Here is a 22,772-nt window from a genome sequence, read left to right as displayed (position 1 = left end):
CTTGGGATCACGATCATGCTGGCCAGACGAGCCTAGCCGGATCGGCCGCGGCCGGCTTCGGTCGCGTGGTCGGTGGGACCCGGCGGCCGCCCGGCGCAGGGGGTGCCGCGCTGCTGCGGCAGCCGGGCCGTGAGCAGGTCCGCCATCGTCCGTGCCGCCCGCACGGCGCTGTCCGCGCAGCAGTTGTTGAACAGGACGTGGACCTCTTCGGCCTGCTCGGCCAGGGCGCGCACGCGCGGCAGCCACTCCGTGAGTTCGGGGACGGTGTAGGTGTGGCGGAAGCGGTCCTCCTTGGTGCCGGTGCCCCAGTGGGGGCTGCGGCCGTGGAAGCGGACGACCGCCAGCCGGGGGGTGGTGACCTGGGCCGTCGGAGGGAGGGAGCCGGGCAGGTCCGGGGCCGTGTCCACGGCCACGGCGGTGGCGTCCAGGTCCCGCAGGAACGCCGCCGTACGCTCGCCGCGCCACCAGGCGGGGTCGCGGAACTCCACCGCGAAGGGCCAGTCGCGGGCGCGCTCCCTGGCGGCCCGCACGAACGCCTCCGCGTCGGGTCCGGGAGTCAGGGAGGGCGGATACTGGAAGAGGAGGGTGCCCAGGCGGCCGGAGCGTCGCAGGGGGTCGACGGCCTCGGCGTAGCGGGCCCAGACCTCCGCGCGCAGGCCTTCGTCACGGGGGCGGCCGCGCAGGTCGGCGGGGAGCGCGGCCGGGCGGGTCGGGTGGCCGGTGAGGAGGGAGAACGCCTTGACGTCGAAGCGGAAGCCGGCCGGGGTGCGGTCCGCCCACAGCCGGGTGGTGCGGGCGGACGGGAGGGCGTAGTAGGGGGAGTCGGCCTCGGCGACGGGGAATTGGCCGGCGTAGTGGCGCAGCCGGCCTTCCGGATCGCGCCTGCCGGGCGGGTACCAGCCGCTCGCCACCAGGGCGCGGTCGGTCCAGCCACAGGTGCCCACGAGGATGCGTGCCATGGGGGCGCACGTACCCGGCGTTCACCGGCTCTTCACCCCCGGGGGGCGGATTCCGTGAGCCGTGGGAGTCTTGGCGTGTGCATGCTCTTTGCGCACCGCCAGCCCTTCTTCTCCGTCCTCTCCCCCGGAGGTTGATGTGTCCGGCAGTTCCGCACGTACCGGGATGCTGCGCCGTGCCCGTACGGCGATGGCGTCCGCCACCGCCTTCACCGCGGCCGCGGTCGGCCTGTGGACCGGCCTCGGCGGGGCGTCCGCGCACGCCGCGAGTGCCGTACCGACCCCGGACCACGTGATCGTCGTGGTCTTCGAGAACCACGCCTACAGCCAGGTCATCGGCTCCTCAAGCGCCCCGTACATCAACTCGCTGAAGTCCGGCGGCGCCAACCTGACCCAGATGTACGCCGAGACCCACCCGAGCCAGCCCAACTACTTCGCCCTGTTCTCCGGCTCCACCCAGGGCATCACGAGCGACAGCTGCTACACGCCCGGCTTCTCCTCGGCGGCGAACCTGGCCTCCGAGCAGCTCGCGGCCGGCCGCACCTGGGCCAGCTACAACGAGAGCCTGCCCAGCCAGGGCTCGACCACGTGCAGCAGCGGCAACTACGCGCGCAAGCACAACCCGTGGTTCGGCTTCAGCAACGTCCCGACGTCGACCGCGAAGACGTTCGCCCAGTTCCCCACCGACTACTCCACCCTCCCCCAGCTGTCCTTCGTGGTCCCCAACCTGTGCAGCGACATGCACGACTGCTCGGTGTCCACCGGTGACACCTGGCTGAAGAACAACCTGGGCGCGTACGCCACCTGGGCGAAGACCCACAACAGCCTCCTCGTCGTCACCATGGACGAGGACAACCAGCTCTCCGGCAACCGCATCCCGACCGTCCTGTACGGCCAGCCGGTCGCCGCGGGCTCGTCCTCGTCCACCACGTACGACCACTACGACCTGCTGCGCACCCTGGAGGACAGCCAGGGCCTGAGCGCGCACGCGGGCAACGCGGCGTCCTCGTCCGACATCACCGGGATCTGGGCGTCCTGACGTGTACGTAGCGGACAGCCGCGCGAGCACTCCGGCGACGGCGTCCGTGGAAGGTACCGCCCGGCCCCCGCGGGCCGGGCGGTACCGCTCCACGATCGCGCCCACCGTCCTCGCCCTCGGCACGGTCAGCCTGGTCACGGACGTCTCCTCCGAGATGGTCACGGCGGTCCTCCCGCTGTACCTGGTGGCGGGCCTCGGCCTGTCCCCCCTGGGCTTCGGCCTCCTCGACGGCGTCTACAACGGCTTCTCGGCGGTCGTACGCCTGGTCGGCGGCCACCTGGCCGACCGCGGCGGCGGCCGCCACAAGTGGGTGGCGGGCGCGGGCTACGCCCTGTCGGCCCTCTGCAAACCCCTGCTGCTGATCGCCCACACCCTCACCCCCATCGGCCTGGTCCTGGCGGCCGACCGCACCGGCAAGGGCCTGCGCACCGCGCCCCGGGACGCGCTGATCTCCCTCTCCAGCACCCCGGAGACCCGGGGCCGCGCCTTCGGCGTGCACCGCGCGATGGACACGGCGGGCGCGCTGCTCGGCCCCCTGGCCGCCTTCCTGATCCTGCGGGCGACCGTGGACGGCTACGACGCGGTCTTCACGGTCAGCTTCTGCGTGGCGGTCCTGGGCGTGCTGATCCTCGTCCTGTTCGTGCCGGGCGGCGGCCGCACCGAGCCGGCCGCGTCCGCCGCCCGCCCCACCCTGCGCGCGGCCCTCGGCCTCCTCTCCCACCGCGACCTGCGCCGCATCACCGTCTGCGCCCTGCTCCTGGGCCTCGCGACGGTCAGCGACTCCTTCGTCTACCTCCTTCTGCAGCGCCGGCTCGGCGTCCCGGACCGCTGGTTCGCCCTGCTCCCCCTCGGCACCGCGGCCGCGTTCCTCCTGCTGGCCGTCCCGCTGGGCCGCCTCGCGGACCGCTGGGGCCGCTGGCGCGTCTTCCTGGCCGGGCACGGCGCCCTGCTCCTGGCCTACGCCCTGCTGCTCACGTCCTGGCACGGCCCGGCCCTGCCCTGCGCGGTACTGGCCCTGCACGGCACGTTCTACGCGGCGACCGACGGCGTCCTGATGGCGGCCGCCTCCGACAGCGTCCCCGAGGCGCTGCGCTCCTCGGGCCTGGCACTGGTCCAGACGGGGCAGGCGGGGGCGCGGTTCGCCTGCTCGCTGGGGTTCGGGGCGGCCTGGACGCTGTGGGGCGACCGTACGGCGCTGAGCGTGTCGGCGGTGGCCCTGGCGGTGTGCGCGGTGTACGCCCTCACCCTCCGCCCCTTCCGGAAGGCCGCCGCATGACCCTGCGCTCCCGCCTCCTCATCCTCCTCTCGGCGCTCGCGGTCCTCGCGGCCGTCGCCCTGGCCTCCGTCCTGCACGCCTCCGCGCGGGCGGAGCGCCGCGACCACACCCAGGCCGGCGGCCCGAGGGTCACCCCCGGAACGGTGACCCTGACGGACCCCGGCCGCATGGTCTTCCGCAACATGGCCTGGGGCCCGCACCGCGACGAACTGACCACGGTCCCCGCCGGCGCACCCGGCGGCCCGCGCACCTCCTCCGGCGTGAAATGCCTCCGCTTCTACGCCGCCGCGGGCACCGGCGTCTGCCTCCAGGCGGTCCACGGCCCGGTCTCGGACACCTACCGCGCCCTGATCCTGGACGCGCACCTGAAGGAACGGGCCCACTACGACGTCCCGGGCATCCCGTCCCGCGCCCGCGTCTCGCCCACCGGGCACTACGCGGCCTGGACGGCGTTCGTGGGCGGCGACTCCTACGCGGGCACGAACTTCTCGACCCGCACGGCGATCGCCGACACCCGCACCGGCACCCTGGTCCCCTCCCTGGAGGCGTTCCGCATCGTCAGGGACGGCCGTCCCTACCGGTCCTCGGACGTCAACCTCTGGGGCGTGACCTTCGCCTCCGACGACCACACCTTCTACGCGACCCTGGCGACGAAGGGCTCGACCTACCTGGTCCGGGGCGACCTGCGCACCCGCACGCTCACCACCCTCCACCCGAACGTGGAATGCCCCTCGCTCTCCCCCGACGGCACCCGGATCGCGTACAAGAAGCGGGTACCGGGCCTGCCGAAGGACGCGCCCTGGCGCCTCTACGTCCTCGACCTCCGCACGATGCGCGAGACCCCGCTCGCCGAGACCCGCAGCGTCGACGACCAGGCGGTGTGGAAGGACGCGCACACCGTCGTCTACGCCCTGCCGGGCGACTACGGGGCGGACCTGTACCAGGTCCCGGCGGACGGCACGGGCACGGCGCGGCGGATCAGTGTCTCGGCGGTGTCACCGGCGTACGTGGACTGACCTCGTTCCCGTTGTTCCGATTTCCGGAATAGGGGGAATGGGCGGCATGCGACCATGGGTTGGTTGTAGCAGGAGCAGCAGACGAGTACCGGAGCACGACGTGAGCGCAGCGACGATCTCGACGTCCGTGGTCGACACCATGCGGGCATGGCGCCGCTACGCGCCGGGGCCGCTGCGGCTGGCTGGGCCTATCCTGCTGATCGTCGCGATCCCGGTGGCGGACTGGTTCCTGCCGCCGGACATCCACCTCGCCCACCTCCTCGTCGTCGCCGTGGCGGTCACCGCGGTCGGCAGCGGGCCCCGCGCCACCGCGCTGATCGGGGCGCTGGCGGTCCTCGCGCTCGTCTGCGCCGGCCTGGAACGGCGGGTCCTGGTCACCGAGAACGTTCTCGTCGAACTCGCCGCGCTCTGCGCCGTCTGCATCTTCTTCGTCCTCTTCACCCGCCTGCGGGACCGCCGGGAGCTGGAACTCGTCAGGGCGCGCTCGGTGTCCGACGCGGCCCAACGGGTCGTCCTGCGGCCGTTGCCGAAGCAGGCCGGACCCGTCTCCCTCGCCTCGCACTACCGCAGCGCCGAGGCGGACACGGCCATCGGCGGCGACCTGTACGCCGCCGCCCGGATCCCCGGCTGCACACGGCTGCTCATCGGGGACGTCCGGGGCAAGGGGCTCCCCTCGATCAGCGACACGGCGATCGTGCTCGGCGCCTTCCGTGCCGCCGCACACCGCCGGATCCCGCTGCCGGAGCTGGTCGCCTACATCGAGGACGCCGTCCGGTGGGGGCTCGCGGAGTTCTCGGAACCCACCGAGGACCCCGCCGAGCGCTTCGTGACCGCCGCCGTCATGGACATCCCGGACGACGAGCCCGTGGTGCACCTGATCAGCTGCGGGCACCCGCCGCCCCTCCTGCTGCGCGGCCGCACCAGGTCGGCGCTGGCACTGGCGGTCCCGGAGCCGTCGCCCCCGCTCGGCCTCGGAGTGTGGCCGGCCGGCGTGGACTGCACGGAGAGCGCCGGCGGCTGCTACACACCGGCGACCTTCCCGTTCGAGCACGGCCACCGGCTGGTCCTGTACACGGACGGCGTCAGCGAGGCCCGGAACGCGGACGGCGACTTCTACCCGCTCGCCGAGCGGGCCACGGCCTGGGCGGACCAGGCACCCGGCCCGCTCGTCGAACAGCTCGCGGCGGACGTCCGCGCGTACACGGGCGGCCGCCTCGACGACGACCTGGCCATGATCGTCCTCCAGCGCGCCGGGACGGCCTCCTGACGAGCGCCGCACCCCCGCCCGCGGCTACCGGCGCCTACAGCACCGGCAGGTTCTTCCGCAGCTCGAAGGCGGTGACCTCGCTGCGGTACTCCTCCCACTCCTGGCGCTTGTTGCGCAGGAAGTGACGTCGGCCCGGAGCGACCTCGTGCGATCGACGTTGGCGCAGCGCTGGCCTGTGATCGAACGGCCGTCATTGGTCGTTGTCGGTCGCTCTGGGCCGCCCTTCGACGGCCCAGAGACGGCCCCGCCTTGCAGCAGCACGGCAGACAGAAGGCCGCGGCGGTGCGGGTAGAGGTTCTCGAAGCCGAGCTGGAGCGAGTGCGTGCGGCTTTGGCGGAGGCGGAGGAGGTGCTCAGGCGCCGTGTGATCGGCCTTTAGCAGTATCTGGAGGCGCTCGTCGAGGAGGATGCACCCGCCGTGGCCCTCGTGTCGCAGCGGAAGCCGGTGGGACCACGCCGGGCGGTGCCTCACCGGGACGACGCGGCCGGGGCTCAGGTGCTGTCGGTGGACTACCAGGCATTGATGGCCGCCGCCCTGGGGGCGGGAGCCGATGGGCTGGGTGCCCGGCGCGCGGCGGTGGTGCTGGGCTGGGACAGCGCCTCCGCTTCTCGGGTCGAGGAGCCCGGGAACACATCGGGGACGAGTACCAGGCAGCCGGGGCGGTCCGGGCTGGGGAAGGCGAAGACGTCAGCGACGTCGGACGCAGGGTCGAAGAGGTGTGACTACCTGCGAGTAGCGCGTTGACAAGCCGAAGCGGCAAACTGATGATGTAATCAATTATGCGGCAGTGGTCAGGAGTCGGGCGTCGTCCCGTTTGGCCACCACCCTGCGATGGCCTGTTTGCGGCGGTATTTGAAGTGTTGCCGCCCACGCCCAAGGAGAGGCGCCATGAGCGAGAACGCCCTGCATGCGAAGTTCCAGCAGTTCCCCGATGCGGTCCGTGAGAAGGTCGAGACCGCACTGTCGGACGCCAAGATCGCCCTCAAGCTCAAGGCCGCCGAGATCCTTGCCGACAAGGAGGAGATGGCCGAACACGCCGTCACCACCGCCGGCCGGATCGGCGCCAAGAGCGGCGAGGTGTCCGAGCTGACGACGATCCTGCCGCTGAAGCCGAACGGCGCCGAACGGCTGCGGAAGTTCTTCGGCCTGGTCGGCGGGAACCTGGCGGGCGCCGGTCAGGTCGGCACCCTTCACAACATGCGGTTCGTGTTCCTCGACAACGACACGAAGCTGCTGTTCGCGACCGCCTTCGACGGCGAGTGGGACCCCTACATCGACGACTTCGCCACCAAGATCCCCGAGTTCATGGACTACCTGTTCAGCAACGTCGAGGGCTGGCCCGGGATCACCTCGCCGGACGTGAAGGAGTTCATCGTCAAGTACCAGATCCCGGCGGAGGCGTGGTTCGTCGCCCACCCCAACCTCACCGTCGCGGAGGGCCACCGGCTCAAGCGGCAGGAGGCCGCCGTGCAGCGTTTCCTGTCGGACCTCAACTGAAGGCAGGCAGGCGCACCATGCCTTCCCCGCTGTTCCGGCGGTTGCGCCGCCCACCCACCCTGGATCTCGACGACATCCAGGCGACCGTGCTGCGGGCCCGGCCCGAGCCCTACTTCGGCACCCACGCGATCCTGGAGATCACCGAACCGGCCGCGGGCAGGGAACTGCTGCGCCGACTGGCGCCGAGGGTGACCTCGGCGGCGCGCTGGGACGAACCGCAGCCGTCCTGGCTGGCCCTCGCCCTCAGCTACCAGGGACTGGTAGCGCTGGGGCTGCCGGAGACCTCACTGGCCTCCTTCCCGGCCAACTTCCGTGCCGGGATGGCGGCCCGCGCCGAGCGGCTGCGGGACACGGGCGTGAACGCGCCGGACCGTTGGGAGTTCCCCTTCGGCACCCCGCGCGTGCACGTGGCCGTCACGGTGTTCGCCGCGAGCGAGGACGACTGGCGGGCCGAAGTCGCCGCCTACGAGAAGGAACTGGGCGAGGTCCCGGGCGTGAAGCTGCTGTCGCACCAGGACTTCGCGGCCGACGGGTTCAACGTCTTCGGCTACCGGGACGGCTTCAGCCAGCCGGTGGTCGAAGGCAGTGGCGCCGAACCTCTGCCGGGCGACGGACGGCCCATCAAGGCCGGTGAGTTCGTCCTCGGCTACCCGAGCGAGGCCGGTGTGCCGCTGCCCGTGCCGGCTCCGGACGTCCTGGGCCGCAACGGCACCTACGTCGTCTTCCGCAAGTACCACTCCCACGTCGCGGCCTTCAACAAGTGGCTGCACGACAACGCCTCCACCGAGGCCGAACGCGAGCTGCTGGCCGCCAAGTTGGTCGGCCGCTGGCGCAGCGGCGCACCTCTCGCCCTCTCGCCCGACCGCGACACGCCCGCGATCGGCGAAGACCCGACCCGGATCAACGACTTCGACTACTCCGCCGACCCTCGCGGACTGCGCACCCCGCTCGGCTCCCACATCCGCCGGATGAACCCGCGCGACACCAAGCTGACGGTCCTCACCGACGTCAACATCCGCCGGATCATCCGGCGCGGCACCTCCTACGGCACTCCGCTGCCGCCGGATCGTCTCAAGGACGACGGCACACCGCGCGGCCTGGACTTCATCGCCCTCGGTGCCCGGGCCATCGACAACGTCGAGTTCCTGCAGAGCGAATGGGTCGGCTCCGGCAACTTCATGGGCCTGGGCAAGGAGAAGGACCCGATGATCTCGCTCCAGGACAAGGGCGCCTACTTCACCGTGCCCGGGACCCCGCCTCGCCGGGTGCAGAACATCCAGTCCTTCAACACCCTCCTCGGCGGCGAGTACTTCTTCATGCCCAGCCTGTCCGCCATCCGCTGGCTCGGCAGCAACTGACCCCCACCTCGCGCGGAGATCCCCATGACCTCGTACGTCCGCTACAGCCCCGACCTCGAACAGCCCTTTCCGAACGAGGACGAACTCGTCCGCCAGGTCGTCGCGGCCATGGGCAAGGCCAACCAGCAGGTCGCCGACAAACACCGCCACGGCCTACGCGACGCCCACGCCAAGAGCCACGGCGTCCTCGCCGGCGAGCTGCGCATCCAGCCCGGCCTGCCCGCCCACCTCGCCCAGGGCCTCTTCGCCGAACCGGCCACCTACCCGGTCATCGTCCGCTTCTCCTCCGCCCCCGGCGACCTGCGCTCCGACCAGGTACCCGTTCAGCGCGGCCTCGCGATGAAGGTGATCGGCGCCCCCGGGTCCCGTGCCCTCGACGACGGCTTCACCACCCAGGACTTCCTCCTCGTCAACCACCCCACCCTGCCCTTCGGCAACATCGCCGAATACGCCAAACTCCAGGGCCTCCTGGAGAAACAACCCCGGCAGAGCGACCAGCAGCTTCAGCTCACCGGCGCGGCTGCGCGAGTGGCCGCCAAGGCCCTCACGCGCGTCGGACGTCCTCTTCCGCCCGCTGTCGAGACCCTGGCCGCCGCCAACGACCACATCCTCGGCGAGACCTTCCATTCCATGGCCGCGCTGCGCTACGGCGACCACGTCGCGAAGATGTCCGCCGCGCCCCGCTCGGCGGACGTCAGGGCCCTCACCGGCAGCCACGTCGACAAAAAGGCCGGCGAGTCGGCCCTGCGCGACCTCGTCATCGACTTCTTCGCACACAACAGCGCCGAGTACGACATCCGTGCCCAGCTGTGCACGGACATCGACCGGATGCCGGTGGAGGACGCCTCGGTCCTGTGGCCCGAGGAACTGTCACCGCACCAGACCGTGGCCGTGCTGCATCTGCCCGCCCAGGACGCCTACAGCGACGCCCGCCGCCGCTACGCCGACGACGTCCTTTCCTTCAGCCCCTGGCACGCCCTGGAGGCCCACCGCCCACTGGGCTCGATCATGCGCTCCCGCCGCGCCGCGTACCCCGCCTCCAGTGACTTCCGGCACCACTTCAATGGAATCGAGCCGCAGGAGCCCTCCGACATCAAGGAACTGCCCGCCTGATTCCGGCCTGTCCAGGCCGACCGATCCCGGATGCAGCCGCGGATCGGTCGTGGCCTGCATGCCAGAGTGGAGAAGTCCGTTCTCCCTTCCGGCTTCTTCGAGGTTCCTCGTGTCCCAGGCCGTCGGCCGCGTGCCCCAGCGACGCAACGCCCGGTCCAACCGGGCGCGCATCCTGGCCACCGCCCGTCAGGAGCTGGGGCGGAATCCCGACATCACCCTGGAGGAGCTGGCGCGCGCCTCCAGGTATGGTCGAGACGCTGGGGCTTTCGGCGCCGTAGCCTCCCGATCGAATGAGCGGCCGCGCTCGAGGGAGATCTTCGGGCTACCCGTCGACGAAATCGACTTCGATTCCGGATGGCTGCACATACCGAACAGCGACGCGCGCGCTCGCATGGCCGTGGACCGCCTGTACGAGGGGGCCAATCCGGTGCCGGACGGCCCACAGACGGCCCAAGGGCAGTCAGGCGGAGTGGGGCCGACGGTCGCGTACCGTCGGCCCCACTCGTCCGATCAGCGATAAACCCGCTCTGACCCGCGCCTACAGCACCGGCAGGTTCTTCCGCAGCTCGAAGGCGGTCACCTCGGAGCGGTACTCCTCCCACTCCTGGCGCTTGTTGCGCAGGAAGAAGTCGAAGACGTGTTCGCCCAGGGTGTCGGCGACCAGGTCGCTGTTCTCCATGAGGGTGAGGGCCTCGCCGAGGTTCTGCGGGAGGGGCTCGATGCCCATGGCGCGGCGCTCGGCGTTGGAGAGGGCCCAGACGTCGTCCTCGGCGCCGGGCGGGAGCTCGTAGCCCTCCTCGATGCCCTTGAGGCCGGCGGCGAGGAGGACGGCGTAGGCCAGGTACGGGTTGGCGCCGGAGTCGATCGAGCGGACCTCGACGCGCGCCGAGCCGGTCTTGCCGGGCTTGTACATCGGGACGCGGACCAGGGCGCTGCGGTTGTTGTGGCCCCAGCAGATGTAGGAGGGGGCCTCGCCGCCCGCGCCGGCCGTGCGCTCGGAGCCGCCCCAGATGCGCTTGTAGGAGTTCACCCACTGGTTGGTGACCGCGGAGATCTCGGCGGCGTGCTTGAGCAGGCCGGCGATGAAGGAGCGGCCGACCTTGGAGAGCTGGAACTCCGCGCCCGACTCGTAGAACGCGTTGCGGTCGCCCTCGAAGAGGGAGAGGTGGGTGTGCATGCCGGAGCCGGGGTGCTCGGAGAACGGCTTCGGCATGAAGGTCGCCTGGACGCCCTGCTCCAGCGCGACCTGCTTCATGACGAGGCGGAACGTCATGATGTTGTCCGCCGTGGAGAGCGCGTCGGCGTAGCGCAGGTCGATCTCCTGCTGGCCGGGGGCGCCCTCGTGGTGGGAGAACTCCACGGAGATGCCCATCGACTCCAGCATGGTGATCGCCTGGCGGCGGAAGTCCATGCCGACGTTGGTGGGCGTGTGGTCGAAGTAGCCCGAGTTGTCGGCAGGGGTCGGGCGGGAGCCGTCCAGCGGGCGGTCCTTCAGGAGGAAGAACTCGATCTCGGGGTGGGTGTAGAAGGTGAAGCCGAGGTCGGAGGTGCGGGCCAGGGCGCGCTTGAGGACGTACCGGGGGTCCGCGAAGGACGGGGAGCCGTCCGGCATGAGGATGTCGCAGAACATGCGGGCCGTGCCGGGGGTCTCCGCGCGCCACGGGAGGACCTGGAAGGTGGACGGGTCCGGCTTGGCGATCATGTCGGACTCGTAGACGCGGGCGAAGCCCTCGATGGCGGAGCCGTCGAAGCCGATGCCCTCGTCGAAGGCCTGTTCAAGCTCGGCCGGGGCCACGGCGACGGACTTGAGGAAGCCCAGCACGTCCGTGAACCACAGGCGTACGAACCGGATGTCGCGCTCCTCCAAGGTCCGGAGCACGAACTCCTGCTGCTTGTCCATCTTCCGCTTCCCCATCCTTGCTGGTCAGGCCGCCTGTCTTCCTGTCGCGCAGGAGGCGGTCGGGCACCTGAGCATCACACCACAACAGCATTTCACGCGCGTTGCGCACCTTGATCGCGCCAGCGACCTCGGCCTGAACGGCTCTCGTCCGGCAGGTGTCCTGCCCTGCCGCCCATCTTGCCTGCTCGGACCGACATCCGTAATGGCCGATCCGGTTTCCCGGGCGTCAGGCCGGTGACCGCCACCGCGGCAGCACGCCCGGTCACCACCAAGGGCGTGGCCCCTGGCCGGCATGAAAGAGGCCGGCCGCTCCCGGGGGGAGAGGCCGGCCCCGCGTCGGATGGACGGGATCAGCTCAGGCCGAGGTCGGACAGCGCGGTCGTCCAGTCCGTGACGATCGCGTCCTGGGCGTCGGCGAGGGTGACGGTGCCGGCGCAGACGGCCTTCTTGAGCTTGTTCTCGACGGTGTCCTTGTTGGCGGCGGTCTTGGTGCCGTACTCCGGCTCGGGCCAGAGGTTGAGCTCGCTCTTGGGGGCGCCGCCGAGTTCGAGGGGGACGAAGTGGTCCTCCTCGTAGTCGGAGGTGCTGGTGTCCGTGTAGCCGTACTCGACGATCTGCTTCTTCTTCAGCGCGGTGGTGTAGGAGCTGGACGGCCGGACGGTCGCGGTCCACCCGGAGACGCAGATGGTGGAGTCGATGGTGGACTGGGTGACGTCCGGGTTGAAGTCGCCGGGCTGACAGCTGGGGTCGGGCAGGGGGAGGTAGTCCTGGCTGCAGCTCTGCGCGTGCGCGGTGCCGGCGGCGACCGTGAGGCCGGCGGCGGCCAGGGCGAGGGAGGAGAGGGCGGTGACCAGGGAGCGGGATATTCGGGGCACGAGGGATCTCCCGGTGGGGGTGCCCGGCAGGAGTTCCGGGCGGTCGTGAGCATGACAGCACCGGAGTCATCTATGCGGGTAGAGCCTTTGGTCGGCCGCAGAGATCCCTTTGTTGAACGTTTGAACATGGCGGGGCGTACGGAGGGCAAGCCATGGCCCGCGCTTGGTTGCCGGCCGGTCGCCGAGTCGAGGGGGCACGAGGTGGCGCCCTCCGTCATTCAAATGATCGGTTTCCTGTCGGACCCCTGTCTTTACAGGACTTTCCTGTGCCCTGCCTACGGCTGACCCCGTCTCCCCCATTACGATCGGCAGGCCCCACCCTCCACGTCGCTTTCCCCAAGAAGGACACGGCCCATGGCTACCGCCAAGAAGAGCACCACCGCCGCCCGCAAGGCACGTATAGAGGAGATGCGGCGGGCCGAGCAGGCTCGTGAGCGGCGCAACCGGTTCCTGACGATCGGCGCGAGCGTCGTGGTCGTCGCCGGTCTCGTCGTCGGTGGTGTGGTGCTCGTCAACTCGCAGTCGGCCAGGAGCGACAGCGCCGGCGACGCGAAGGGCGGCTCCGGGGACTCCGGGCACTTCGTCACCGGCAGTGACGGCGTGCGGACCTGGACGGGCAAGCTGTCCCGCACCCACGTCACGGGGACCGTGAGGTACCCGATGCACCCGCCGGTCGGCGGCAACCACAACCCGGTGTGGCTGAACTGCAACGGCGACGTCTACACCAAACCGGTCAAGGACGAGAACGCCGTGCACGCCCTGGAGCACGGCGCGGTCTGGGTGACGTACACCGACAAGGCGCAGAAGTCGGACGTGGACAAGCTGGCGGCGAAGGTGAAGGCCACCCCGTACTCGCTGATGAGCCCGTACGCGAACCAGACCTCGCCGATCGAGCTGTCGGCGTGGGGGCACCAGCTGAGCGTGACGAGCGCGGACGATCCGAAGGTCGGCAAGTTCTTCGAGACGTACGTGCAGGGCAAGCAGACCCCGGAGCCGGGGGCCTCCTGCACCGGCGGGACGATGTGACGTGAAAAAGCACATCGGCTGGGTCGCCGGGGCGACGGCCGCGGTCCTCGTCGCGGCCGGCGCGATCACCTACGCGGTCGCCGAGGATGGCGACGGCGGTGGCGGCAGCGGTCTGAAGGTCCCGAGCGCGGACGGGGCGGACGCCGGGTTCGCGCGGGACATGGCGGTCCACCACCAGCAGGCCGTGGAGATGTCGTACATCATCCGCGACCGCACGAAGAACACCGAGGTGCGGCGGCTCGCCTACGACATCGCGCAGACGCAGGCCAACCAGCGCGGCATGCTGCTGGGCTGGCTGACCCTGTGGGACCTGCCGAAGGTGTCGGCGAAGCCGCCGATGTCCTGGATGGGCATGGGTGACATGCCCGAGCGCGGGGACGGTTCGCTGATGCCGGGCATGGCGACCGACACCGAGCTGAAGAAGCTGGGGACCCTGAACGGCAAACAGGCGGAGATCTTCTACCTCCAGCTGATGACGGATCACCACAAGGGCGGCATCCACATGGCCGAGGGGTGCGTGGCCAAGTGCACCGTCGCGGTGGAGAAGAGCCTCGCCCAGGGCATGGTGGACGCGCAGCAGTCGGAGCTGACGACGATGAAGCAGATGCTGACAGAGCGGGGCGCGAAGCCGCGCGACTGAACTCCCTTACGGAGTGGGCGATTTGTCGACTTAACGGCACCGCAAGCATTCAACAACAATCGCAACCGATCTGTAATGTTCTGCGCGCCGTCGAAACACGCCCAAAAGCCCCTAACCAACGCCCACTTGGGACTTCCTTGGGTTTCTCATTCCCCTGGCATGAACAGTTCACCGAAAGAGTGACGTCGACCGTGTGATCCATTCACGGGCCGTTCCGCCGCAGGCCTCCTGGTGATCACGGATGACCGACCACTCCATGCGTCGAACCGCATAGCAGGGGGCAGTATGAGATCCAACCGTGCCAAGGTGCGGGCCAGCGTGAGCATGGCAGCGACACTGCCGATGATCGCCGGCGCGCTCGCACTCGGCATACCCGCGGCGCACGCCGCGGACAGCCCGGCCCGTGACAGCCTGAAGGGCACCAAGCCCACCTGGGCCACGGCCAAGGCGGACAAGGGCGCCACCTCGAACAGCGCCCAGATCAATGCCAGGGTCTACCTGGCCGGCCAGGACGCCAAGGGCCTCGCGGCCTACGCGAAGGCGGTGTCCGACCCCAGCTCGCCGCTGTACGGCAAGTACCTGAGCGCCAAGCAGGTCCAGGCCCGCTACGGCGCCACCAAGGCCCAGGTGAAGGCCGTCAAGGCCTGGCTGAGCGCGTCCGGCCTGAAGGTCACCGAGGTCACCCAGCACTACATCGCCGTCTCCGGCGACGTGTCCGCCGCCGAGAAGGCGTTCGGCACCCAGCTGCACAACTACGCCAAGGGCTCCAAGACCTACCGCGCCCCGGCGGCCACGGCGACCGTGCCGGCCTCCGTCAGCGACGCCGTCCTGACCGTCACCGGCCTGGACAACGCGCCGCACAAGGCGACCCACGACGACACGCTGCCGCCCCCGGCCACCGTGTTCAAGAACTCCGGGCCGTTCTCCTCGTACTACGGCTCGAACACCGCGACCACACTGCCGGACGCGTACGGCACGAAGATCCCGTACGCCGTCGAGGGCTACACCGGCAAGCAGCTGCGGGCCGCCTACGGCGCCGGCGACTACACCGGCAAGCACGTGCGCGTCGCGATCACCGACGCGTTCGCCTCGCCGACCATCGCCTTCGACGCCGGCACCTACGCCAAGGCGCACGGCGACGCCTCGTGGAAGACGAGCCAGCTGCACCAGGCGCTGCCGGCGAACTACACGAACACCGGCGCCGACGAGTGCGACGCCTCCGGCTGGTACGGCGAGGAGACCCTCGACGTCGAGGCCGTGCACGCGGTCGCGCCGGACGCCGACGTCACCTACGTGGGCGCCGCGTCCTGCCAGGACAGCGACCTGCTGGACGCGCTCAGCAAGGTCGTCGACAACCACCTCGCCGACATCGTCTCCAACTCCTGGGGCGACATCGAGGGCAACGAGACTCCGGACATCGCGGCCGCCTACGACCAGGTCTTCCAGCTGGGCGCGGTGCAGGGCATCGGCTTCTACTTCTCCTCCGGTGACAACGGCGACGAGGTCGCCAACACCAAGACGAAGCAGGTCGACACCCCTGCCAACTCCGCCTGGGTGACCGCGGTCGGCGGTACCTCCCTCGCCGTCGGCAAGGGCGACAAGTACCTGTGGGAGACCGGCTGGGGCACCGAGAAGGCCTCGCTGTCGGCCGACGGCAAGAGCTGGACCAACTTCCCCGGCGCCTTCACCTCGGGTGCGGGCGGCGGCACCAGCAAGACGGTGAACGAGCCGTACTACCAGAAGGGCGTCGTCCCGGACTCCCTCGCGAAGGCCAACAGCAGCACCGGCAACCGCGTCGTCCCGGACATCTCGGCGATCGCCGACCCCAACACGGGCTTCAAGGTCGGCCAGACCCAGACCCAGGCGGACGGCACCGAGGCGTACAGCGAGTACCGCATCGGCGGCACGTCGCTGGCCGCGCCGGTCATCGCCGCGGTCCAGGCCCTCGCCCAGGAGGCGCGCGGCGGCCAGGCGATCGGTTTCGCCAACCCGCTGATCTACTCCAAGTACGGGACGAAGGTCTACCACGACGTCACGGACAAGCCGACCGGCAAGGACCTCGCGGTCGCCCGCGTCGACTTCGCCAACGGCTACGACGCCACCAACGGCCTGCTGACCTCGGTCCGCAGCCTCGGCAAGGACAGCTCCCTGTCCGCGGTCAAGGGCTACGACGACGTCACCGGCGTCGGCACCCCGGCCAACGGCTACGTCACGTCGTACAAGCCGGCGAAGGCCCACCGCAAGCACTGACCCGCTGCGCGGCGGCTCGGCCGACGAAGGGGCGTGGGGTCCTGACGGACCTCACGCCCCTTCGCGTTGCGGCGGGACGAGGGAGGCGGCGAAAGGGGCCCAGGCAGCCGACGCGAGCAGGAGGACGGGGCCGTGGGGGTACTTCGAGTCGCGGATCGGAGCCAGGCCGGGGAGGCTGCGGGCGACTTCGAGGCAGCGCCCACCGTCGCCGTTGCCGTTGCCGTTGCCGTAGCTGCGTGATCACCGGCCCCGCCCGTTGACCGCCGGACGCGCTGCACGCGGCAGTGCCCCGGCGGTCAGTGGGGCACTGACGGTCAGGAGTGGACCGGCTCCGTCGGCTCGGGTACGTGCGAGGCGACCACCCGTACGTGGCCGGTCGGCGTCGGAACGTCCCGGCGCCGGTCCACCGCGTACGCCACGCTCGCCACGCCCAGGCCGAGGACGGCGAGGGCCGCGCCCGCCAGCGCCGGGGACGTGACGCCGAAGCCCGCGGCCAGGGCCACGCCGCCGATCCAGGCGCCGCCGGCGTTGGCGAGGTTGAAGGCCGCCTGGTTGGCGGATGAGGCGAGGGAGGGGCCGGCGACCGCGCGCTCCATGACCATCAGCTGGAGCGGTGAGCCGGTGATGAACGCCGCGATGCCGAGCAGGACGACGGCGAGGGCCGCGCTCCACTCCGTGCGCATCAGGACCGGGAAGAGCAGCAGGACCGCGACCATCGACGCCAGGCCGCCGAAGAGCGTGCCGCGCATCGCGTGGTCGGCGAGGCGGCCGCCGACGAGGTTGCCGATGGTGGCGCCGACGCCGAAGAGGGCGAGGAGCAGGGTGACGTCCGAGTCGGCGTAACCGGCGGCGTCCGTCAGCATCGGGGTGATGTAGCTGTACGCGGAGAACAGGGCGCCGAAGCCGACGACCGTGGTGGCGAGGGCCAGCCAGACCGGGAGGGAGCGCAGGGCGGTGAGTTCGCCGCGCAGGCCGGAGGCGGGGGCCGGGGCGTGCGTTGGGTGGATCAGGAAGAACACCGCGGCCATCGCCGCGACGCCGATGAGGCTCACGCCCAGGAAGGTCGCCCGCCAGCCGAGGTGCTGGCCCATGAGGGTGGCCACCGGGACGCCCGCGATGTTGGCGACGGTCAGGCCCATGAACATCAGTGAGACCGAGCGGGCCTTGCGCTCCGGTGCCACCAGGCCGGTGGCGACGACCGCGCCGACGCCGAAGAAGGCGCCGTGCGGGAGGCCGCTGAGGAAGCGGGCGGCGAGCAGGGAGTCGTAGCCGGGGGCCAGGGCCGAGAGCGCGTTGCCCGCGACGAACAGGGCCATCAGGGAGATGAGGACCCTGCGGCGGGGCAGGCGCGCGGTGAGGGCGGCCAGGAGCGGGGCGCCGATGACGACGCCGAGGGCGTACGCCGAGACCAGGTGGCCCGCGGTGGGGATCGAGATGTGGAGGTCGTCGGCGACGTCGGGCAGCAGGCCCATCATCACGAACTCGGTGGTGCCGAGACCAAAAGCGCCGACGGCCAGGGCGAGCAGGGCCAGAGGCATGAGGGACTGTTGCCTTTCGGGGAGCAGGGTTCCGTGCGTTCTAAGTTCAGCTACGGAACAAAGTCTCCCAGCCCCAGTATTCCACGAGGTTACGGCGCGGTGTCCGATTGTCCTAACAAAGGCATCGGCAAGTCGCTGACCAGGTCCTTTTACGATCCCGATGTGGTCAGGTTCACACGTGCCGCGATTGGGAGGTGGTCGCTGCCGGTCCGGCCGAGGGTCCACGAGCTCTCCGGCTCCACGCCCTTGACCATGATCTGGTCGATGCGGGCCATCGGGAACGCGGCCGGCCAGCTGAACCCGAAGCCGCTGCCCGCCGCGCCCTGCGTGGAGCGCATCTGCGAGGTGACGCCGTTGAGGGAGCGGTCGTTCATCGTGCCGTTGAGGTCGCCGAGGAGGATCACCCGCGGCAGCGTCTCGTCGGCGATGGCCTCGCCCAGTGCGTCCGCGCTCGTGTCACGCTGCCGGGCGGTGAAGCCGGCGTTCATCTTGACCCGCACGGACGGGAGATGGGCGACGTAGACGGCGAGGGGGCCGTCCGGGGTGGCGACCGTGGCACGCATCGCGCGCGTCCAGCCGAGCTTGATGTCGACGGCCTTCACCCCGGTGAGCCGGTACTTGCTCCACAGGCCGACGGTGCCCTCGACCGCGTGGTACTTGTAGGTCGACGCCAGCGCTTTCTCGTACGTCGGTACGGCCGTCGTCGTCAGCTCCTCCAGGGCGAGCACGCCGGCGCCCGAGGAGGCGAGCCGGGTGGCCGTGCCGGTCGGGTCGGGGTTGTCGGCGTTGACGTTGTGCGTGGCCACCATCAAGTCGCCGCCGGTGCCCTGCTTGTCGGTGAGCAGCCCGCCGAACATGTTCAGCCAGACGATCACCGGGAGGAGGACGGCGATCAGCGCGGTCGCCGACTTGCGCAGGATGCCGACCAGGAGCAGGACCGGGATCAGCAGGCCCAGCCAGGGCAGGAAGGTCTCGGTGAGACTGCCGAGGTTGCCGACGGCGTTGGGGATGCGGGAGTGCAGCAGCATCACTCCGGCGAGGAGCAGCGCCACCACGGCGGTGACGATGCCCCGGCGCCAGATGCGCGGATCGTTTCGCCAGCCCTGCAGCAGCCGTTCCACCAGGCGTCGGAACCGGTCTCCCCGCCGCTCGGGTCCCGAGCCGCCGTTGTCCGTCTCCGTCATGTACGCCTGCTGAGCCATACCGCCTGCCTCACAACCCGCCGTGCACACCGTCGTCCCCCGGTTACGACCCTAGGGGATGATCGGGTCCTCTCCCGCCGTCACATGACGGCCGTACGCAAGAGGATGACGAACAAGCCGAGGAGAGGGGTTCCGGTTACCGGCGGGTCGGCGGGGTCTGTGACGAAACGCGAACACTGCTACGGCGACGGGACGGGACCCAGGCCCGCCAGCACCTCGTCGACGATCTGTTCGGCCAGGCCCTCGGGGAGTTCCGCGTCCGGCCGCAGGATGGCCCTGAGCAGCATCGGTCCCGTGAACATGTCGTTGGCCAGGTCGACGTCGATGTCGGCACGGAGTTCGCCGTTGCGCTGGCCCCTGCGCAGCACTTCCTTGCCGAGTTCACGCCGGGGGTTGACGACGTTGGTGTGGTAGGCGTTCCAGATGCGGGGGCTGCTCTTCATCTGGGCGTACACGTTGTGCAGGATGGCCGACGAACGGTTCATCAGGCCGCGCTGCCGCAGCGATTCGAGGAGCACCACGAGGTCGTCGCGCATGGAGGTGCCGGGGAGTTCGGGGTCGGGGGGCTCGGCGGCGCGCATGACGTCGACGAAGAGCTCCTCCTTGCCGTTCCAGCGGCGGTAGATGGTGGCCTTGCCGACGCCGGCGGTCCGGGCGATTCTCTCGATGGAGAGCTCGGCGAGCGGCACGCCGTCCTCCAGGAGCTTCATCACGCCTTCCAGGATGGCGAACTCCACCGCCTCGCTGCGGGGGCGGCCGCGGGCCGGAGTGATGGACCGCGGTCCGCTGTCGGCAAGCGTCACGTCGTCGTACCGTCCTCTCGGTGCAGTGGCTGCGGGAATTCTCCCGCAGCCGAAGCCTCCCCCCGTGGTCGCCACGAGGTTCTCCCCGTGGCTCCGGGGTGTCCCCCGGTCTCCCCGTGGTTCCTGCCGGTGCCGGCCGGTCCGTTCAGCCGTTCATCGGTTCAGCAGTTCAGCAGCCGTCCGTTCGATCATCCAGTCGTTCAGTAGTGCATGGTCACTCCGCCGCCACGACCAGTTCCTGCTCCCGGTCGCCCTGCTGACCGGCCGGCGGCTTGCCCGGCAGGAAGAGGGTCACGACCACGGCGCCGATCAGCGCGACGCCCGCGCCGCACAGGGCGGTGGTGTGCATGGCGTGCAGGAAGGCGTCGTTGGCGGGGGTGACCAGGGCCTTGCCCTGTGCGCCGAGCTTCGCGGCGACGCCGAGGGTGGCCTCGATGGACTCGCCGGCCGTCTCGCGCAGCCCGGGCGGCAGCGCGCCGAGCTTGCCCTCGATGCCGTTGCGGTACGACGTGGACAGCACCGAGCCCAGCACGGCGATGCCGAGGGCGCCGCCGACCTGGCGGAAGGTGTTGCTGAGCGCGGAGGCGGAACCGGCCTTCTCGCGGGGCAGGGCCTGCATGATGACGACCGACGTCGGCGTCATGATGTGCGCCATCCCGGTGCCCATCAGGAAGAAGACGACCTCCAGGATCCAGATCGGGGTGTCCGCCTCGAAGGTCGCGAAGGCGGCGAGGGTGGCGGCGATCAGCACCAGGCCGCCCGCGGTGGTGGCCTTGTTGCCGAACCGCTCCACCACCAGCCGGGCCCGCGGCGCGAAGATCATCTGCGCGGCGGCCAGCGGGAGCAGCAGCAGACCGGACTGCAGCGGCGAGTAGCCGCGCACGCTCTGGGTGTAGAAAACGGAGAAGAAGGTGACGCCCATCAGCGCGAAGAAGACCAGCGCGATGGCGGCCATGGCGGCCGAGAAGACCTTGTTCTTGAAGTAGGTGACGTCCAGGGACGGGTGGTCGCTGCGCTTCTCGAAGATCACGAAGCCGGCCAGGACCGCGACGCCCGCGAAGATGGTGACCAGCACCTTGGTGTCGGTGAAGTCGGCGAGTTCGCCGCCCTTGATGATGCCGTAGACGAGGAGGACGAGGCCCACGACGGACAGGACCACGCCGACGGGGTCGAGGCGGCCGGGGCGCGGGTCGCGGGAGTCGGGGACCAGCCAGAACATCAGGGCGAGCGCGATGATCACGATCGGTACGTTGATCAGGAAGACCGAGCCCCACCAGAAGTGGTCGAGCAGCACACCGCCGGTGATCGGGCCGATGGCGATGGCGAGGCCGACGCCGCCGGCCCAGATGCCGATCGCCTTCGGCTGCTCCTGGCGCTCGAAGACGTTCATCAGGACGGCGAGGGTGGCGGGCATCACGAAGGCCGCGCCGAGGGCCATCAGGGCGCGGAAGGCGATCAGCTGGTCGGCGGAGCCTGACTCGGCGGCGAGGGCCGAGCCGACACCGAAGACCACGAGGCCGCCGATGAGCACCTTCTTGCGGCCGAGGCGGTCGCCGACGAGGCCGGCGGTGAAGAGCAGGCCGGCGAAGACGAGGGTGTAGGCGTTGATCGCCCACTCCAGCTGGCTCTGGGTGGCGCCGAGGCCGACCGGGGCCGGAGTGGAGATGGTCTTGACGGCGACGTTCAGGATCGAGTTGTCGAGCACCACGATCAGCAGGCTCAGCATGAGCACGCCGAGGATGGCCCAGCGGCGCCGGTGCACCGCCTCGGGTATGCGCGAGCCGGGTGGAGCGTGGTCGGCAGGAGTTGTCATGCGGACGAGCCTATGACCATTTCAATACGGCACCGTCTCGTATCTGAATTCCTTTACCCGGGCTTTATGGAACGCGACAGGGCGGAGCGGGGCGGTCGGTGACCGATGGATCACACGGGGGCCCTCTGGCCGACGGCGGCACGAAGTGCCACCATGAGAGGGATCCGGGGACGCCGTCAGGGTGCCTCGAGATGACTTGAAGGAGCCGTTGTCATGACGCAGCTTTCGGCTGCCCAGACTGTGCAGAACAGCCCCTCCGACGGCAGCAAGGCGCTGTACGGGGGGAAGGGCACCCGCCGCATCACGGTTCGCGACATCGCCCTCGCCAAGGAACGCGGCGAGAAGTGGCCCATGCTCACCGCGTACGACGCGATGACCGCCTCCGTCTTCGACGAGTCCGGCATCCCGGTGCTGCTGGTCGGTGACTCGGCCGGCAACTGTCACCTGGGGTACGAGTCGACGGTCCCGGTGACCCTCGACGAGATGACGATGCTGTCGGCGGCCGTCGTCCGCGGCACCCAGCGTGCGCTGATCGTCGGCGACCTCCCCTTCGGCTCCTACCAGGAGGGCCCGGTGCAGGCGCTGCGCTCGGCGACCCGGCTGGTGAAGGAGGCCGGCGTCGGCGCGGTCAAGCTGGAGGGCGGCGAGCGGTCGCACGAACAGATCCGGCTGCTCGTCGAGTCCGGCATCCCGGTGATGGCGCACATCGGCCTGACCCCGCAGTCCGTCAACGCCATGGGCTACCGCGTGCAGGGCCGCGGCGAGGAGGCCGCCCAGCAGCTGCTGCGCGACGCCAAGTCGGTCCAGGACGCGGGCGCGTTCGCGGTCGTACTCGAACTGGTCCCGGCGGAGCTCGCCGCCGAGGTGACCCGGGTGCTGCACATCCCGACCGTCGGCATCGGCGCCGGTCCCGAGACCGACGCCCAGGTCCTGGTCTGGACGGACATGCTCGGCCTGACCTCGGGCCGGGTCCCGAAGTTCGTCAAGAAGTACGCGAACCTGCGCGAGGTCATGGGCAACGCGGCCCGGGCCTACGCCGAGGACGTCGTCGGCGGCACGTTCCCGCTGGAGGAGCACTCCGTCCACTGACCGCCCCGCCGGATCAGCCGTGATGCGCCGTCCGTCGTCCACGGCACCGTCCTGGCCGGTCGCGCAGTTCCCCCCAGCGCCCCCTACGGGGCGCGGCACAGAGCCACTGCGGAA

The 22,772-nt window shown here is 70.5% G+C and carries 18 protein-coding genes and 4 pseudogenes; 13 read left to right on the top strand and 9 right to left on the bottom strand.

Annotation, left to right across the window (positions count from 1 at the left end; all coding sequences use genetic code 11):
* Positions 1-32 precede the first annotated feature (32 nt).
* Positions 33-959 carry a DUF72 domain-containing protein gene (locus tag ACZ63F_RS10345; RefSeq protein WP_469710044.1) on the bottom strand — a complete coding sequence of 309 codons (927 nt, stop codon included), beginning with the start codon at positions 957-959 and terminating at the stop codon, positions 33-35.
* A gap of 163 nt (positions 960-1,122) precedes the next feature.
* Here ACZ63F_RS10345 and ACZ63F_RS10340 point away from each other — a divergent pair, with 163 nt between their 5' ends.
* The 4 genes from ACZ63F_RS10340 (at position 1,123) to ACZ63F_RS10325 (ending at position 5,554) form a co-directional block, all read left to right on the top strand.
* Positions 1,123-1,995, top strand: coding sequence for an alkaline phosphatase family protein (locus ACZ63F_RS10340; RefSeq protein WP_469710515.1), 873 nt, complete (start codon positions 1,123-1,125; stop codon positions 1,993-1,995).
* Between the two features lies 1 nt (position 1,996).
* Positions 1,997-3,271: an MFS transporter gene (locus ACZ63F_RS10335; protein WP_469710043.1), complete on the top strand. Its 1,275-nt coding sequence runs from the start codon at positions 1,997-1,999 to the stop codon at positions 3,269-3,271.
* Complete coding sequence (locus ACZ63F_RS10330) at positions 3,268-4,287, top strand: TolB family protein (protein WP_469710042.1); 1,020 nt, start codon at positions 3,268-3,270, stop codon at positions 4,285-4,287. The genes ACZ63F_RS10335 and ACZ63F_RS10330 overlap by 4 nt, the downstream gene beginning before the upstream one ends.
* 100 nt (positions 4,288-4,387) lie before the next feature.
* On the top strand, positions 4,388-5,554 hold the full coding sequence (locus ACZ63F_RS10325) for a PP2C family protein-serine/threonine phosphatase (protein ID WP_469710041.1): 1,167 nt from the start codon (positions 4,388-4,390) through the stop codon (positions 5,552-5,554).
* A gap of 34 nt (positions 5,555-5,588) precedes the next feature.
* Here the strand turns inward: ACZ63F_RS10325 and ACZ63F_RS10320 are convergent.
* Positions 5,589-5,675: pseudogene (locus ACZ63F_RS10320) on the bottom strand (glutamine synthetase); the annotation flags it as partial.
* Positions 5,676-5,803: 128 nt separating this feature from the next.
* Here ACZ63F_RS10320 and ACZ63F_RS10315 point away from each other — a divergent pair.
* The 5 genes and pseudogenes from ACZ63F_RS10315 to ACZ63F_RS10295 form a co-directional block, all read left to right on the top strand.
* Positions 5,804-6,172: pseudogene (locus tag ACZ63F_RS10315) on the top strand (hypothetical protein); the annotation flags it as partial.
* A gap of 270 nt (positions 6,173-6,442) precedes the next feature.
* Positions 6,443-7,051, top strand: a complete 609-nt coding sequence (locus tag ACZ63F_RS10310) for a hypothetical protein (RefSeq protein WP_469710040.1) — start codon at positions 6,443-6,445, stop codon at positions 7,049-7,051.
* A gap of 17 nt (positions 7,052-7,068) precedes the next feature.
* Entirely contained in the window at positions 7,069-8,409 is a 1,341-nt protein-coding gene (locus ACZ63F_RS10305; protein WP_469710039.1) for a Dyp-type peroxidase, read from the top strand.
* A 24-nt stretch (positions 8,410-8,433) separates the two neighbouring features.
* Positions 8,434-9,522, top strand: a complete 1,089-nt coding sequence (locus tag ACZ63F_RS10300; protein WP_469710038.1) for a catalase family protein — start codon at positions 8,434-8,436, stop codon at positions 9,520-9,522.
* Positions 9,523-9,588: 66 nt separating this feature from the next.
* Positions 9,589-9,763, top strand: a pseudogene (locus tag ACZ63F_RS10295) (TetR/AcrR family transcriptional regulator); the annotation flags it as partial.
* 297 nt (positions 9,764-10,060) lie between these two features.
* Here ACZ63F_RS10295 and glnA read toward each other — a convergent pair.
* Together glnA and ACZ63F_RS10285 are read right to left on the bottom strand one after the other, a co-directional pair.
* Complete coding sequence (gene glnA / locus ACZ63F_RS10290) at positions 10,061-11,422, bottom strand: type I glutamate--ammonia ligase (RefSeq protein WP_093503759.1); 1,362 nt, start codon at positions 11,420-11,422, stop codon at positions 10,061-10,063.
* A gap of 350 nt (positions 11,423-11,772) precedes the next feature.
* Complete coding sequence (locus ACZ63F_RS10285) at positions 11,773-12,297, bottom strand: hypothetical protein (RefSeq protein WP_217560213.1); 525 nt, start codon at positions 12,295-12,297, stop codon at positions 11,773-11,775.
* A 354-nt stretch (positions 12,298-12,651) separates the two neighbouring features.
* On the opposite strand from ACZ63F_RS10285, the gene ACZ63F_RS10280 reads away from it, so the two are divergent.
* The 3 genes from ACZ63F_RS10280 (at position 12,652) to ACZ63F_RS10270 (ending at position 16,213) form a co-directional block, all read left to right on the top strand.
* Positions 12,652-13,323: a DUF3105 domain-containing protein gene (locus ACZ63F_RS10280; RefSeq protein ID WP_469710037.1), complete on the top strand. Its 672-nt coding sequence runs from the start codon at positions 12,652-12,654 to the stop codon at positions 13,321-13,323.
* Position 13,324: 1 nt separating this feature from the next.
* Positions 13,325-13,963, top strand: a complete 639-nt coding sequence (locus ACZ63F_RS10275; protein ID WP_469710036.1) for a DUF305 domain-containing protein — start codon at positions 13,325-13,327, stop codon at positions 13,961-13,963.
* Between the two features lie 285 nt (positions 13,964-14,248).
* Positions 14,249-16,213, top strand: coding sequence for a S53 family peptidase (locus ACZ63F_RS10270; RefSeq protein ID WP_469710035.1), 1,965 nt, complete (start codon positions 14,249-14,251; stop codon positions 16,211-16,213).
* A 51-nt stretch (positions 16,214-16,264) separates the two neighbouring features.
* Here ACZ63F_RS10270 and ACZ63F_RS10265 read toward each other — a convergent pair.
* The 5 genes and pseudogenes from ACZ63F_RS10265 to ACZ63F_RS10245 form a co-directional block, all read right to left on the bottom strand.
* A pseudogene (locus ACZ63F_RS10265) lies at positions 16,265-16,414 on the bottom strand (DUF397 domain-containing protein); the annotation flags it as partial.
* Between the two features lie 113 nt (positions 16,415-16,527).
* Positions 16,528-17,751, bottom strand: a complete 1,224-nt coding sequence (locus ACZ63F_RS10260; protein ID WP_469710034.1) for an MFS transporter — start codon at positions 17,749-17,751, stop codon at positions 16,528-16,530.
* 149 nt (positions 17,752-17,900) lie between these two features.
* Entirely contained in the window at positions 17,901-18,953 is a 1,053-nt protein-coding gene (locus ACZ63F_RS10255; RefSeq protein WP_469710033.1) for an endonuclease/exonuclease/phosphatase family protein, read from the bottom strand.
* Positions 18,954-19,132: 179 nt separating this feature from the next.
* Complete coding sequence (locus tag ACZ63F_RS10250) at positions 19,133-19,756, bottom strand: TetR/AcrR family transcriptional regulator (protein ID WP_351954625.1); 624 nt, start codon at positions 19,754-19,756, stop codon at positions 19,133-19,135.
* Between the two features lie 214 nt (positions 19,757-19,970).
* A complete protein-coding gene (locus ACZ63F_RS10245) occupies positions 19,971-21,569 on the bottom strand; it encodes an MFS transporter (protein ID WP_469710032.1) in 1,599 nt (532 codons plus the stop codon).
* Positions 21,570-21,782: 213 nt separating this feature from the next.
* On the opposite strand from ACZ63F_RS10245, the gene panB reads away from it, so the two are divergent.
* Positions 21,783-22,658 (top strand): 3-methyl-2-oxobutanoate hydroxymethyltransferase, encoded by an 876-nt coding sequence (panB, locus tag ACZ63F_RS10240; protein ID WP_351954627.1) that lies wholly within the window; start codon positions 21,783-21,785, stop codon positions 22,656-22,658.
* Positions 22,659-22,772: the final 114 nt, after the last annotated feature.

The organism is Streptomyces sp. NPDC104761, from assembly GCF_055583445.1.
This window is presented reverse-complemented; position numbering and strand designations above follow the sequence as displayed.